The sequence below is a fragment of the Streptomyces griseobrunneus genome, from assembly GCF_046713465.1.
Lineage (GTDB): Bacteria > Actinomycetota > Actinomycetes > Streptomycetales > Streptomycetaceae > Streptomyces > Streptomyces microflavus.
Genome location: NZ_CP177080.1, coordinates 645943 through 659648, shown reverse-complemented (window position 1 = coordinate 659648; position 13706 = coordinate 645943). Strand labels below are relative to the sequence as shown.

Annotated in this window: 8 protein-coding genes and 6 pseudogenes; 6 read left to right on the top strand and 8 right to left on the bottom strand. The window is 68.2% G+C overall.

Annotated elements, in window-relative coordinates; genetic code table 11:
- Positions 1 to 36 precede the first annotated feature (36 nt).
- On the top strand, positions 37 to 2526 hold the full coding sequence (locus ACK8N7_RS03200; protein ID WP_500440788.1) for an alpha-L-arabinofuranosidase family protein: 2490 nt from the start codon (positions 37 to 39) through the stop codon (positions 2524 to 2526).
- Positions 2527 to 2819: 293 nt separating this feature from the next.
- Here the strand turns inward: ACK8N7_RS03200 and ACK8N7_RS03195 are convergent, their stop codons facing one another.
- Complete coding sequence (locus ACK8N7_RS03195; RefSeq protein ID WP_500440786.1) at positions 2820 to 3203, bottom strand: cupin domain-containing protein; 384 nt, start codon at positions 3201 to 3203, stop codon at positions 2820 to 2822.
- Positions 3204 to 3708: 505 nt separating this feature from the next.
- On the opposite strand from ACK8N7_RS03195, the gene ACK8N7_RS03190 reads away from it, so the two are divergent.
- The gene (locus ACK8N7_RS03190) at positions 3709 to 5001 is read left to right on the top strand and encodes an IS256 family transposase (protein WP_500440785.1); all 1293 of its coding nucleotides are present in this window, start codon (positions 3709 to 3711) and stop codon (positions 4999 to 5001) included.
- 51 nt (positions 5002 to 5052) lie between these two features.
- Positions 5053 to 5915, top strand: a pseudogene (locus ACK8N7_RS03185) (transposase); the annotation flags it as partial.
- A 27-nt stretch (positions 5916 to 5942) separates the two neighbouring features.
- On the opposite strand, the pseudogene ACK8N7_RS03180 reads toward ACK8N7_RS03185, so the two are convergent.
- The 3 pseudogenes from ACK8N7_RS03180 to ACK8N7_RS03170 all read right to left on the bottom strand — a co-directional run.
- A pseudogene (locus ACK8N7_RS03180) lies at positions 5943 to 6665 on the bottom strand (IS3 family transposase); the annotation flags it as partial.
- A gap of 18 nt (positions 6666 to 6683) precedes the next feature.
- Positions 6684 to 7663: pseudogene (locus ACK8N7_RS03175) on the bottom strand (IS5 family transposase).
- A 72-nt stretch (positions 7664 to 7735) separates the two neighbouring features.
- A pseudogene (locus ACK8N7_RS03170) lies at positions 7736 to 8271 on the bottom strand (transposase); the annotation flags it as partial.
- A gap of 843 nt (positions 8272 to 9114) precedes the next feature.
- Here ACK8N7_RS03170 and ACK8N7_RS03165 point away from each other — a divergent pair.
- Positions 9115 to 9222, top strand: a pseudogene (locus tag ACK8N7_RS03165) (DUF6578 domain-containing protein); the annotation flags it as partial.
- Positions 9223 to 9340: 118 nt separating this feature from the next.
- Here the strand turns inward: ACK8N7_RS03165 and ACK8N7_RS03160 are convergent.
- A complete protein-coding gene (locus ACK8N7_RS03160) occupies positions 9341 to 10267 on the bottom strand; it encodes a LysR family transcriptional regulator (RefSeq protein WP_500440783.1) in 927 nt (308 codons plus the stop codon).
- A gap of 74 nt (positions 10268 to 10341) precedes the next feature.
- Between ACK8N7_RS03160 and ACK8N7_RS03155 the strand changes: the two genes are divergently transcribed.
- A complete protein-coding gene (locus tag ACK8N7_RS03155) occupies positions 10342 to 11097 on the top strand; it encodes a CTP synthase C-terminal region-related (seleno)protein (protein WP_403218571.1) in 756 nt (251 codons plus the stop codon).
- Between the two features lie 46 nt (positions 11098 to 11143).
- A complete protein-coding gene (locus tag ACK8N7_RS03150) occupies positions 11144 to 12232 on the top strand; it encodes a DMT family transporter (protein WP_500440782.1) in 1089 nt (362 codons plus the stop codon).
- Between the two features lie 17 nt (positions 12233 to 12249).
- Here ACK8N7_RS03150 and ACK8N7_RS03145 read toward each other — a convergent pair.
- From ACK8N7_RS03145 to ACK8N7_RS03135, 3 genes and pseudogenes are all read right to left on the bottom strand, one after another.
- Positions 12250 to 13182 (bottom strand): annotated as a pseudogene (locus ACK8N7_RS03145) (pyridoxal phosphate-dependent aminotransferase); the annotation flags it as partial.
- 21 nt (positions 13183 to 13203) lie between these two features.
- On the bottom strand, positions 13204 to 13368 hold the full coding sequence (locus ACK8N7_RS03140; protein WP_403218573.1) for a hypothetical protein: 165 nt from the start codon (positions 13366 to 13368) through the stop codon (positions 13204 to 13206).
- Positions 13365 to 13679 (bottom strand): hypothetical protein, encoded by a 315-nt coding sequence (locus ACK8N7_RS03135; RefSeq protein ID WP_500440780.1) that lies wholly within the window; start codon positions 13677 to 13679, stop codon positions 13365 to 13367. The genes ACK8N7_RS03140 and ACK8N7_RS03135 overlap by 4 nt, the downstream gene beginning before the upstream one ends.
- Between the last annotated feature and the right edge of the window lie 27 nt (positions 13680 to 13706).

Below are 13706 nucleotides of genomic sequence, written 5' to 3'. Positions count from 1 at the left end.
GACCAGCGCCTTCCGGCGCCACGACTCGGAGGATCCATGTCCCGCAGAAGTACCCGACCACGTCTCAGGCTGGGCCTGACGGCCGCCGCGGTCCTGGTCACGACAGCCGTCGTGCCGGCCCCCGCGCACGGCGAGGCGCCCGTCACCGACTACGCCATCACCGTGGACCCGAGCAAGCAGGGCGCCGCTATCGACGACACCATGTACGGGCTGTTCCTGGAGGACATCAACCGGGCCGCCGACGGAGGCCTGTACGCCGAACTCGTACAGAACAGGTCCTTCGAATACTCCACCGTCGACAACCGGGCCTACACCTCGTTGACCTCCTGGGACGTCGACGGCTCCGCCACGGTCGTGAACGACGACGGCCGTCTCCACGCGAACAACCGCAACTACGCCCGCGTGGCGGCGGGCACGACCCTGACCAACTCCAGTTACAACAGCGGACTCTCGCTGAAGAGCGGGGCGAAGTACGACTTCTCGGTATGGGCCCGCGCCGAGGCCGGAACCACCCTCACGTTCACGCTCAAGGACGCGGGCGGCGCACTGGCCACGGTCCGGCAGAAGGCCGTGAAGGGCGGCTGGACGCAGTACCGCGCCACGTTCACCGCGACACGCACCACCACCGCCGGCCGGCTCGCCGTCGCCTCCTCCGCCGCGGCAGCCCTGGACGAGGTGTCCCTCTTCCCCCGCGACACGTACAAGAAGCAGCCGGGGGGCCTGCGCAAGGACCTCGCCGAAAAGCTCGCCGCGCTGAAGCCCGGCTTCCTCCGCTTCCCCGGCGGCTGCCTGGTCAACACCGGTTCCATGGAGGACTACAGCGAGGCGTCCGGCTGGCAGCGGGCCCGCTCCTACCAGTGGAAGGACACCATAGGCCAGGTCGAACAGCGTTCCACCAACGCCAACTTCTGGGGCTACAACCAGAGCTATGGCCTCGGCTACTACGAGTACTTCCGCTTCGCCGAGGACGTGGGAGCGATGCCGCTGCCGGTCGTGCCCGCCCTGGTCACCGGCTGCGGTCAGAACCAAGCCGTCGTCGATGACGCCCTGCTGAAGCGGCACATCCAGGACACCCTGGACCTCATTGAGTTCGCCAACGGGCCGGTGACGTCCACCTGGGGGCGTAAGCGCGCCGAAATGGGACATCCCGGGCCGTTCGGCCTCACGCACGTCCAGGTCGGCAACGAGGAGAACCTGCCCCGGGAGTTCTTCGACCGCTTCACGAAGTTCCGTACGGCCATCGAGGCGAAGTACCCGGGGATCACGGTGGTCTCCAACTCAGGACCGGCCGCATCCGGTGCGACCTTCGACACCCTCTGGCAACTCAACCGGGACGCCGGCGTCGCCATGGTCGACGAGCACTACTACAACAGCCCGCAGTGGTTCATGGAGAACAACCAGCGCTACGACTCCTACGACCGCTCCGGCCCCAAGGTCTTTCTCGGTGAGTACGCCTCCCGGGGCAACACCTTCGGCAACGGTCTCGCCGAGGCCGCGTTCATGACCGGTCTGGAGCGCAACGCGGACATCGTCAAGCTCGCCTCCTACGCGCCCGTCCTCGCCAACGAGGACTACGTGCAGTGGCGCCCCAACCTGATCTGGTTCAACAACCGTGCGTCCTGGGGATCGGCCAACTACGAGGTCCAGAAGCTGTTCATGAACAACGCGGGTGACCGGGTCGTGCCCTCCGAGGCCACCTCCACCCCCTCCGTCAGCGGACCCATCTCCGGGGCCGTCGGCTTGTCGACGTGGGCGACGGCCGCCTCGTACGACGACGTAACTGTGACCGCCGCGGACGGCAGGACCCTCCTGACCGACGACTTCTCAGGCCCGGCCTCGGCCTGGACCCACACCGGTGGCGGCAGCTGGGCCGTCCAGGACGGTCAGTACGCCCAGACGGACGTCGCAGCCGAGAACACCACGGTCACCGCAGGCGACCGCGCCTGGCACGACTACGACCTGCACGTGAAGGCCACCAAGCAGGCGGGCGCTGAAGGATTCCTGGTCGCCTTCGGCGTCAAGGACACCGGCAACTACTACTGGTGGAACCTCGGAGGGTGGGGCAACACCGCGCACGGCGTCGAGCGCTCCGACAACGGCGCGAAGACGACACTGATCAGCAAGCCCGGCACCATCGAGCCCGGACGCGCCTACGACATCGACGTCAAGGTCCGCGGACGCCAGGTGACCCTCTACCTGGACGGCAAGGAGTGGGGGGCCTTCACCGACGACCAGGTGGCCGAACCGTTCCGTCAGGTCGTCACCCGGGACCGGGCAACCGGTGACCTGATCGTCAAGGTCGTGAACGCACAGGCGACCGAGGCACGCACCAGCGTCGACCTCGGCGGAGCGCGGGTGGACTCCCGGGCCCGGGTGACGACCCTGGCGGCCGACCCGTCCGCCGAGAACAGCGAGACAGCCACTCCCGTTGCCCCCGTGAAGTCGACCCTGACCGGGATCTCGGACAACTTCACCTACACGTTCCCCGCCAACTCGATCACGTTCCTGAGGATCGGCGAGCAGTAGCGGCCGTCGCCGGGTGCTCGCGGGCAGTGTTTGGGGCGTGCGTCGCCCCAAGGGGCTGCCCGGGGAGGAACGCCCCGGCTCCGCCCGGTCGCGGTATCGGGGCGGGCGGAGCCGGGGTGGCTGCCGGTGATGGTCACCGGTGGACGTCTCACGGTGCACCGGGGCGTCGACCGGCTTGATGTCGTGCACGGTGGTGTCCGGTCCGCAGGCGCAGGACGACCGCTCGCTTTCCGGCGGTGGTCGCACCGGGCGGCGGCAGGCGGGTTCGACCCGCACGGCGCGGGTCGATACGCCTAAGGGCTGTCCCGCTTCCCTGCCGGCACCGCGTATCCGGGCACTGAAGGCCAGCGAACGGTCAGCAGAACCGACTCCTCCTCGGCGAACCACGAGTGACCGATATCCCGCCCCCACACGACGTAGTCACCTTGCTCTTGCAGAAGAACGCTGCGGCCGGGGAAGTCGACCCGGAAGCGCCCGCTGATGAGGACCAGGAGGGCTGTCCGTCTCTCGTCCTCGACCCACTGTGCTCGCTCGTCGCCGCGAGGGTGGACACCCCACTTGATCTCCACAGCTTGGCTATGACGCGGATCGTCCACGTCCTTGAAGTGCCCGAGAAGCCACCCCCGGTCCAGAGCCGCGTCCTTGCCCGCGTTGCCCACGTACACGCTGTCGTCCACGCTTCGCCACGCTAGCAGTGGCTCGCTCGCTCGTTGGAGCGGACCGGCATCCGCCCATGTCCGACCTCTCCACGCGTCACGGAAACCCGTCGACGTCGCGCTCCGGCCTTCCGGTGCCGCGTACGAGGCCCGGGGTGCGCCTTGGGGTCCGTGCCGACCCGACCCTGCTCTTCACCGCTACCCCGGGCGGCGTATGCGCCGGGGCGGCCCCTCGCCGACCACATGCTCCCCTGCACGCCACAGCGAGCCCGTACGACGGTGCTTCACCCGCAGCCCTCCGCGCGGATCGGGGCGCGCCGCGATCCCAGGTGGGCGTCGCCTATGACGAGCTGTCGACCGCAGTCATCGCCGGGCTGCACTTCGTCGGCGACGGCCTGCTCGCGCGTGCGGTCAGGTTGTGCGCGCGTAAGGACGGGCAGTCGGCCTGCCCCTCGCTCACGCCCGCAGATCCAGAAGCGGGACTGTAAAACGTTCGGTGTAACTCCCGATCATGGAAGATGCATCGATGACCAGCAACAACGTGACCAAGGCCGAGCCCGTCGAGCCGTCTGAGACGGTGCCGTCGAAGTCTGTGGACGACCGGCTGATCGACGAGTTGGTGGGCCGGGCTCAGGCGGAGGGCCTGCAGCTGACCGGCGAGGGCGGGCTGCTCCAGCAGCTGACCAAACGGCTCCTGGAGTCGGCCCTCGAGGGCGAGATCACCGACCACCTCGGCTATGACAAGCACGATCCGGCGGGGAAGAACGGCGGCAACTCCCGCAACGGCACCCGCGCCAAGACCGTACTGACCGACGTGGGCCCGGTGGAGATAACCGTGCCCCGCGACCGCGAGGGCTCCTTCGAACCGAAGATCGTCAAGAAGCGCCAGAAGCGTTTGTCCGGCGTCGACGAGATGGTCATCTCACTCGCGGCGAAGGGCCTGACCACCGGCGAGGTCCAGGCCCACCTGGCCGAGGTCTATGGCGCCGACGTGTCGCGCCAGACGATCTCCACGATCACCGACAAGGTCCTCGAAGGCATGGCCGAATGGCAGAACCGGCCCCTGGACGCCGTCTATCCGGTGGTGTTCATCGATGCCATCCACGTAAAGATCCGCGACGGCGCGGTCGCCAACCGGCCCATCTACGTCGCCCTGGCGGTCACCGTCGAGGGCCGGCAGGACATTCTCGGGCTGTGGGCCGGCGACGGCGGCGAGGGCGCCAAGCACTGGATGCACATCCTCACCGAGATCAAGAACCGCGGCGTGAGCGACGTCCTCATGCTCGTCTGCGACGGGCTGAAGGGGCTTCCTGACGCGGTCGAGACCGTCTGGCCCCGCACCGTCGTGCAGACCTGCGTGGTCCATCTGCTGCGGAACTCCTTCCGCTATGCCGCCCGCCAGGACTGGGACAAGATCGCCAAGGTCCTCAAGCCCGTCTACACCGCGGCGACCGAGGACGCGGCCCTCGATCGGTTCGCGGAGTTCGCCGACGCATGGGGCAAGAAGTATCCGGCGATCGTCAGGCTCTGGGAGAACGCGTGGGAGGAGTTCACCCCGTTCCTGCGCTTCGACACCGAGATCCGCCGCATCGTCTGCACCACCAACGCGATCGAGTCCGTCAACGCCAGGATCCGCCGGGCGGTGAAAGCCCGGGGGCACTTCCCGAACGAACAGGCCGCCCTGAAGTGCGTCTACATGGCGATCATGCCGCTCGACCCGACCGGCAAGGGCCAGGCCCGCTGGACCATGCGCTGGAAAACCGCTCTGAACGCCTTCGATATCACCTTCAACGGCCGACTCTCCGCAGCACGCCAGTAACCCTCAACAACCCGAGTTACACCGCTCGTTTGACAGTCCCGTCCTGAGTGCATGACGCGCGTGCAACTGACGGATGAGGAGTGGGAGTTCATCGCGCCGTACCTGCCAATCGGCGAGTACGGTCCGTATCCCACCCGGCTGCGGCAGCAGTTCGAGGGCGTGATCTGGCGGTTTCGCGCAGGAGCGCAATGGCGGGAGATGCCGGCCGAGTTCGGCGCCTGGTCCACCGTGCACAACCGGTTTCGGCAGTGGCGGGACGCCGGGGTCTTCGAGGCCCTGCTGGAGGGCCTGATCGCCGAGGCGGCAAAGCGTGGCAGGGTGGACTTGTCGCTGGTCAGTGTGGACTCCACCACGGCCCGCGCCCACCACGACGCGGCCGGGATGCACCTCGATCCGGAGGTCCTCGCCGCGCTGGAGGAAGCCGCCGAGGAGGAGGCCCGCTCAAAGGGGGCATCGAAGAGGAACAAGCCGGACAGGACGTTGAAGACGTCGCCCGGCAGGCCGAACAGCGACGCATCCGGCGACGCGGCAAGCTCCGGTTGAAGGCCGCCCGGCTCGGACGTTCGCGGGGCGGCCAGACCAGCAAGATCCACGTTGCGGGTGATCGCAGGTGTCGCCCGCTCGTGCTCACGCTGACCGCCGGGCAGGCCGCCGACAGCCCTCAGTTCATCCCCGTGCTCGAGCAGGTGCGGGCCCGTGGGCCGGTCGGCCGTCCCCGCACCCGGCCCGACGCGGTCGCCGGAGACAAGGCTTACTCGTCCCGCGGTAACCGCGCCTACCTGCGCAAACGCCGCATCAAGGCTGTGATCCCGGAGAAGAGGGACCAGGCCGCCAACCGGAAGAAGAAGGGCCGCCGGGGCGGCCGGCCCGTCACCCACGACGCCGAGCTCTACAAAGAGCGCAACACCATCGAGTGAACCGCCCCGGGTTCGGTAGAGACTTCAGATTGTGGTTGTGACCTGGGTTTTCGTGGTCGTGAGGTAGTAGTTGGTCTCGTATTCGACGGGTGGGATGTGCCCTATTTCACCGTGGAGGCGGCGGTGGCAGTACCAGTCGACCCATTCCGCGGTGGCCAGCTCGACCTGGGAGAGCGTCCTCCAGGGCCGCCCCGGTTTGATGAGCTCAGTCTTGAACAGGCCGATCGCAGACTCCATGAGGGCATTGTCGTAGGCGTCACCGACGGAGCCGATCGAGGCCGCGATGCCGGCGGCGTCCAGGTGCTCGGCGAGCCGGAAACTCGTATATTGCGACCCGGCATCGGAATGATGTATCAACTCGCCCCGCTGATGGGGCTGTTCGTCGCGGTCGCGCTGCCACAGGGCCATGTCCAGGGCGTCCAGGACGAGTCTGGTCTCCTTCGACGTGGCGGCGGACCAGCCGACGATCCGGCGGGAGAACGTGTCGACGACGAAGGCGACGTAGACGACTGCCGACCAGGTCTTGACGTGGGTGAAGTCGGCGACCCAGCAGCGGTTGGGGGCGGCCGCGACGAAGTTGCGGTCCAGTAGGTCCGGTGCCCGCTCGACGGCGCTGTCCGGGATCGTGGTGATGATCTTTTTCCCGCGGACGGCGCCGGTGATGCCGAGTTCCCGCCTCAGGCGTTCGACGGTGCACCGGGCCACGGGGTGGCCCTGGCGGTGCAGCTCGCGCCATACCTTCCTAGGGCCTGTGTGATGTCGTGATCACGCGGTGGTCTTGAGCAGGTCGTCGATCCAGATCATGGAGGCTCGGAGGTGGAGGCCGGCGAGGTAGCTTTCGGGCGACTTGTCGTAGCGGGTGGCGATGCCTCGCCAGGCTTTCAGCTTGTTGATCAGGCGTTCGACGGTGTTCCGTTCCTTATAGAGGTCGGCGTCGTGGCTGATGGACCGGCCGCCTTGTGAGCCCTTCTTCTTGCGGTTTGCGGCCTGGTCCTTCTTCTCCGGGATGACTGCCTTGATGTTGCGTTTTCGCAGGTAGCGGCGATTTCCGCGCGATGAGTAGGCCTTATCGCCGGCGACTGCGCCGGGCCTGGTGCGGGGACGGCCCACCGGCAGACGGACTCGCACCTTCTCGAGCACGGGGATGAACTGCGGACTGTCCGCGGCCTGCCCGACGGTCAGGACGAACGCGAGCGGACGGCATCTGCGGTCCGCCGCGAGATGAATCTTGCTGGTGAGGCCGCCCCGGGACCGGCCGAGCTGGGCCTGCTTCAGGCGGAGCTTGCGTCGGCGCCGGATACGCCGGCGCTCGTCCTGTCCGTTCTGTTCCTCCGTGCCACCCCTTTTTGCCGGGCTGTCTCCTGCTCCAGCGCGGCTTCCTCCAGGGCCGACATGAGGTGCTTGCTGACGCGGAGCCCGGCGGCGTCGTGGTGGGCGCGGACCGTAGTGGAGTCCACGCTGACCAGCGACAAGTCTGTTTGCTCCGCGCGGGCTGCCTGAGCAATCAGACCTTCCAGCAGAGCGGTGAACACACCAGCGTCCCGCCAGACGCGGAAACGTCCGTAGACGGTGGCCCACGGGCCGAACTCGGCAGGCATCTCCCGTCACTGACCGCTGGAGCGGAACCGCCAGACCACCCCCTCGAACTGTTCCCGCAAACGCTCCGGATACGGGCCGTACCTACCGATCGGCAGGAACGGCTCGATGAACTTCCACTGGGCATGGGTGAGTTGCCTACGCGTCACGACCACAGTCCTACCGGATTCCACCCCACGAAGAGCACAGAACCCGGCAATTGATCACGACATCACACAGGCCCTAGGGCCGTAGACGCGGAAGTTGGCCTCGTGGACCTCGGTGATCAACTCCTTGAGGGCAGCATCGCGCACCCGCCTGGCCGAGGGTTCGGCGGCGCGCTTCTTCGCCGCGTAGTAGGTGGAGGGGGCGATCTTGCAGTCGTGCTCGGTGAGCACGCGGCAGATCGGCTCGACACCGCCGAAGCGGGCCCGGTGCTCGTCGATGAAGGCTACGAGCGTGTGTGTGGCCGGTCGAGCTCGGCCGCGAAGAAACTTGCCGCAGCCTTCAAGATGTCGTTCGCCCGCTTCAGCTCGGCGATCTCCTTCTTCATCGCCTTGATCTGCGCGGACTCCTCCGTGGTCGTCCCCGGACGCTTCCCGGAGTCGACCTCGTCCCGCTTCACCCAGTTCCGCAGGGTCTCGGCCGAACCGATCCCGAGCTTCTGGGCGACCGCTCTCAATGCGGCCGACTCGTTCGGATAGTCACCACGGGCCTCGGCGACCATACGGACCGCTCGTTTGCGCAGCTCAGGGGGATAGGAGGAAGGGCGCGCCATGACTCAATCCTTTCACGGAATCAAGTCTCTATCGAACACGGGGCGGTTCAAGCTGCATCGGTGGCCTCGAAGTGTCACCAGCCTGTGCGGCCGATCCCGGGCCGCCGCAGAGCTGCGTCGGTGGGACGGATTGCTGCTGTGCCAGCTGCCTCCACCGTCTGCACGGAACGCGATGCGGCGCAGCTATGGCGTACTCGCATCGTTGGCGGCGGGGTGATTCGTCGGCGCGGAGACAACAAGAGAACTTCGTCATGAAGTTGTCTACCTGGCGGCGCTGACCTGCATCGATGCGGCCGTGGCCACTGCTGACCTGCGCGGATAAGTCTTTCAGCGTCTTTCGGGATCGTGCTGCGTTACGCGGTCGATTCTCCCCACGCGCTCCCCAGAACCGGTGATACTCCCCAGATGCTCCTCAGGAAGTGACGTTGTGGCGGGCCTGACGGCACGGGACGTCATGCCACCGGAGGTGCTGCCAAGGACACGTTGAGTGACTGCCTGCCAGGGCAGGGTAGAAGCGTGGCGCCGAGGGGATGAGTGTAGGGCGTGAGTCTGACTCTGCCTGAGCAGGCTCAAGTTCTAACCGGCCGTCGGAAGCCGACGTCTTTCCGATGACGCACCACGTGGAGTGCGTCGCGATCCTGGAGCCGGTCACAAAGGGCTTCTGAACTGCGACTTTGTTCATGTGCATGATGTGCGGTGTGGGCGTTACGGGCCATATCTTGACGCTGAAATGACGCTCAACTGACGCTCGTTCTGATGGCCTGTCAGCTGAGGCCAGGTGCCGGTGTGCCTGGATGGTGGCCAGCCTGCCGGCATCGCAGCGGGTGAACCGTTCCGGGCACGACCGTGCTGGTTCCGGTCGAGGAGGCCGACGGGTGGGCGAAGGCCAGGCCGGACGTCCGCTTCGCGGGCTATCTGGTGACCGCCCGGCGGGTCACAGACCTGACCTGAACCGACGAGAACGGGCGTGTTGGGGGCAGCTCCTCAGGGGCTCGAATCCCCTGTCCTCCGCTGGCAGAAGGCCCGGACCGTGCCAACGGTTCGGGCCTTCGTCTTTTGCCGTCCTCCTTCAGCTTCGCGGCTGGATCTCGGTGTCGGCGGGTTCGACGGGTTCGGTGAGCGATGCGACCAGGGCGTCCACCACCAGTGGGCCGCCCGTGACGCACAGGGCCTCGACGCGGTGGGACAGCTCCGGCTGTGTCAGTGGGATGCCGACCAGGTCCTGCCGCCCGGCGAGCGCGAAGCGTGGGAGGAGGCCCAGGCCCTGTCCTCCGGCAAGCAGCTCGGTGTACGTACGCACGTCGTGGCCGTCGTACCGCAGGGCCACCCGCAGATGGGGGCTGCCTCCTCTGACCACGGCGGACAGGTCCGCCAGGGGGGCGCTCACGCCCGGTGCGTCGATCCACCGGGCGTCTATCAGATCCGCCAGCCGCAGATCCGTGCGGTGTGCCAGGGGGTGGTGGGGCGGCAGAGCCACCACCACCGGCTCCCGGCAGACCGGTACGCCGCACAGCCCGGCCACCCGGGGCGGGCGCAGGGGGTCCTCGGGCAGGACGAAGCCGTCGACCAGGCCGAGGTCCAGTTCGCCGGTGGCGACGCCTTCGGCGACCGCCTGGCGAGGCAGCGTACGTACCGTCAGCTCGTGCGCACCGGCCCGCCGGGACACCTCACCGATGATCCGCAGTGCGTGTGCGGTGGCCGCCAGTGGACAGATGCCGACGGTCAGCCGCCCGGTGCTCCCGCCCTTCACTCTCTGGACCTCCGCGCGTGCGGCGTTGATCCGCAGGAGGATCGAGGCCACGTGGTCCATCAGCCGGGCACCGGCCTCCGTCGGACCGACCGGCCGCCGACAGACCAACTCGACGCCCAACTCCCCTTCCAGCGAAGCTATCTGCTGGGACACGGCGGACTGCGTATAGCCCAACTCCCTGGCCGCGTCGGAGAAGGAGCCGTGCGTGATGACGGCCGAGAAGGTCTTGAGCAGGCGCGGGTCCACCGGATCAGCATCACTTATCGAGGAATCAGAAGCTATCGTTTGTCCTTTTGTCAGGGCCGCTGGATGATTCCGGCGTGCCCACCACCGTCGCACCACGCCCCCAGGCCGACCCGGACCTCTCGCGCACCCGGCCCGCCCGGATCGCGCTCGTCGGCGAGCGGTCGGCGGGCGTGCCCGCGCACACCCGCTACGCGCCGATGCTGGAGGCGCTGTGGCGCCGCGAACGGCTGCTGGTGGACGCCTACTGGGTGTCGACCGCGCAGCTCGACGGCCCTCGGGACCTGGCCGGCTTCGACGGCGTCTGGCTGGTGCCGGGCAGCCCGTACCGGAGCGAGGCCGGAGCGGTGAGCGCTGTGCGCACGGCGCGCGAGCGGGACATCCCCCTGCTGGCGACCTGTGGCGGCTTCCAGCACGTCCTCCTGGAATTCGCTCGCCACGTCTGCGCGCTGGACGGCGCCGCCCACGCCGAGAACTCCCCCGGCAGCCCGCTTCCACTGATCGTTCCGCTGTCACGCGACCTCGCGGGCCATGAGGGGACTGTCCACATCGAGCCCGGCTCACTGGCCGAGGAAGCGCTCGGCGCGCGTACGACCGTGGAGCGCTACCAGTGCACGCACGCTCTGGACCCCCGGTACGCCGGCACCCTGCGCGACCACGGGTTGCGCTTCACCGGCCACGACGACGGCCACCCCCGCATCGCCGAACTGCCGGGGCACCGGTTCTTCCTGTCCACCTTGTTCCAGCCCGAACTGGCCGACGACACCTCCCGGCCCCATCCCCTGGTGCGCGCTTTCGCCTCGGCGGCGGTCGGGCGCAGCACGGAGACGTGATCGAGCGGCACAGCTCCGCCCCCGTGAAAGGCACGACAAGAAACCCATGACGAAGAGCGCACGACAAGAAACGCACGGCAAATCGAAAGGACTCGAAGTGGCAAGCTCCGTAAACGCCTTATCCGCTGTACCGGCCAAGTCGTGGGTACCTCAGTTCGTCATCTGCTCGATGATCTGGGGGTCCGGGTTCGCGCTCATCAAGATCGGTGTCGAAGCCGGTATCGAACCGGGTTGGGTCGCCTTCTGGCGATGCTTCTTCGGAGCACTGGTGCTGTGGGGCCTGGTACTGGTGCGGCGGCTGGGAATGCCGCGTGACCTGCGGGTGTGGGGGCACGCCCTGGTGGTGGGGACGGTGCTCAATGCCTTCCCCTTCACCCTGTTCGCCTGGGGCGAGCAGTACATCGACTCCGTCACGGCCGGGGTGTGGAACTCCACCATTCCCCTGTTCACCCTGGTCTGGGTATTGGTCATGCTGCCGGACGAGAAGCCGAACCTGCGACGGCTGCTCGGCATCGCCACCGGCCTGTGCGGCGCCCTGGTGGTGCTCGGCGTGTGGTCGGGCGGGCAGTCCTCGCTGATGAAAGGGAGTGTGATCTGCCTGGTCGCCACCGCCTCGTACGGGCTGGGCTACACCTACACCCGCCGATACCTGTCCGGCGGAGACATCCCCGCGATCACCCTGACCGCCATTCAGGTCAGCTGGGCGGCCCTCGAACTCGCGCTGTTCGCACCACTGTTGAGTGGCGCACCACATTGGGGCGGGAAGGGGCCGATGGTCGCCATGGTGGTGCTCGGCGCCGTGGGCACCGGGCTCGCGTACATGTGGAACCTGTCGGTGATCCGCGCCGTCGGCTCGACGGTCGCCTCCACGGTTGCGTATCTGACCCCGTTGTGGGCGGCGATCGTCGGAGTGTTCTTCCTGAACGAGTCGCTGGGTTGGAACACCGTGGTGGGCGCGCTACTGATCGTCAGTGGCGTACTGCTGACCCGCACCGCGCCGTCACGTCCGGTGGCTGGGAACAAGCCCGGCGCCGGGGCCGGAACCGAGGCTGGGACCGGAGCCGAAGCCGAAGCCGTACCCCGGCCGGCCGAGGAGGAGAAGGAAGAGGGGGCCGTGCAACCGGCGCGACCCTGAGCAAGGCCGGCAAGCCCTCAATCGCCGGACGGCCCGTCCCCGCCGGGCGGCCCGTCCGGCAGCAGTACGGTGTCCAGCCGCCGCAGGCCCTCGGTCACCGTGTCGACGTCGCGGGCGAAGCCGAGCCGGAAGCCTTCGTCCGAACCCATGGTCTCCCCGGGGGTCAGCAACAGACCGGCCTCCAGCGCCCGGTGGCACAGCGCCAAGGAGGACTCACCGGTTCGCAGTTGTATCCAGGCGAAGGGCGTGCCCTGCGGCGGCACCAGCCGGACGGCATCCGGGTGGCGGGCCGCCCACCTCTCGACGAGCCCCAAGCCCGGGGCGCACAACCGGTGGTACTCCCGCGCGTAGTCCTCGTGCCGGTCCAGCGCCGAGCAGGCCAGGGCCTCGCACAGTACGGAGTTGGCGATCGAGGTGAGGAACTTGCGCTCCGCGCAGGCTTCCGCCACCTGCGGCGCGCCGTACACCCAGCCGGTATGCAGACCCGGCAGGCCGTAGGTCTTGGACAGACCGGAGGCCGAGATCACCCGGTCCTGGCCCACGGCCGGGGAGCGCGACAGATCGATCGCGTACTCCTCGTCGACGAGCAGATAGGCGTCCCGCTCCGCCACCAGCGCCACCAGCGCCCGCAGTTCCTCCTCCTCGGCCCGGAGGCCGGTGGGGTTACAGGGCGAGTTCAGCGCGATCAGCCGCAGGTTCTCACCGGCCGCCGCAGTCACGGCGGCGGCGTCCACGGACATATCCGGTCCGTACGGCAGGACCGTCACGCTCGCGCCGAGCCGGGGCGGAAGGTCCAGCAGCGGCTGCCATCCGGGGTTGAACGCGATCACCTGGTCGCCGGGCCGCAGCAGCGCGTCGAACAGCAGGAACAACGCCTCCTGCGCGCCGTGCGTGACGGTGACCGACTCCGGCCGACCGCCGTACAGTCCGGCGATCCGGTCGCGCAGTTCCGTGGCGCCCCGGTCGGTGCCTTAGTCGAGCCTCAGGTCCGAGGGGACTGTCAGGTCGGACAGTCTGCGGCTCGGTACGTAGCTGTTGCCGAGGTCGACGTCGTAGCGCCCGGCGGAGTCGACGAACGTCCAACGGGCAATGGAGTAGACCGACTTCGCGGCGATGCCGGCGTCGAGGGGCGTCATGCGGCCGCCCCCTGCGCGGCCGAGGCACCGGTGGTCGGCCTGCTGGTCTCCGTGGCCGGTGCGGGCGTGGCCGGTGCGGCGGGCAGTCCGAGACGGGCGCGGAGTCGCGGTGCCAGGAATCCGGCCGCGACCTGTTCCGAGGCGCCGGACAGGGTGATCGCGCCCTGCGCGTCGATGGCCGTCTCGAAGGCACCGCCGGGCATCCGCACCCGTAACGCGTGGTCCACCAGGCCCAGGGCATGAGCGGCGCAGGCACTGCTGCCGGAGGCCAGGGTGTATCCCGCGCCGTGCTCCCAGATCTCGATCTCCACCGTCTCGTGGGAACTGCACGTTGGTCC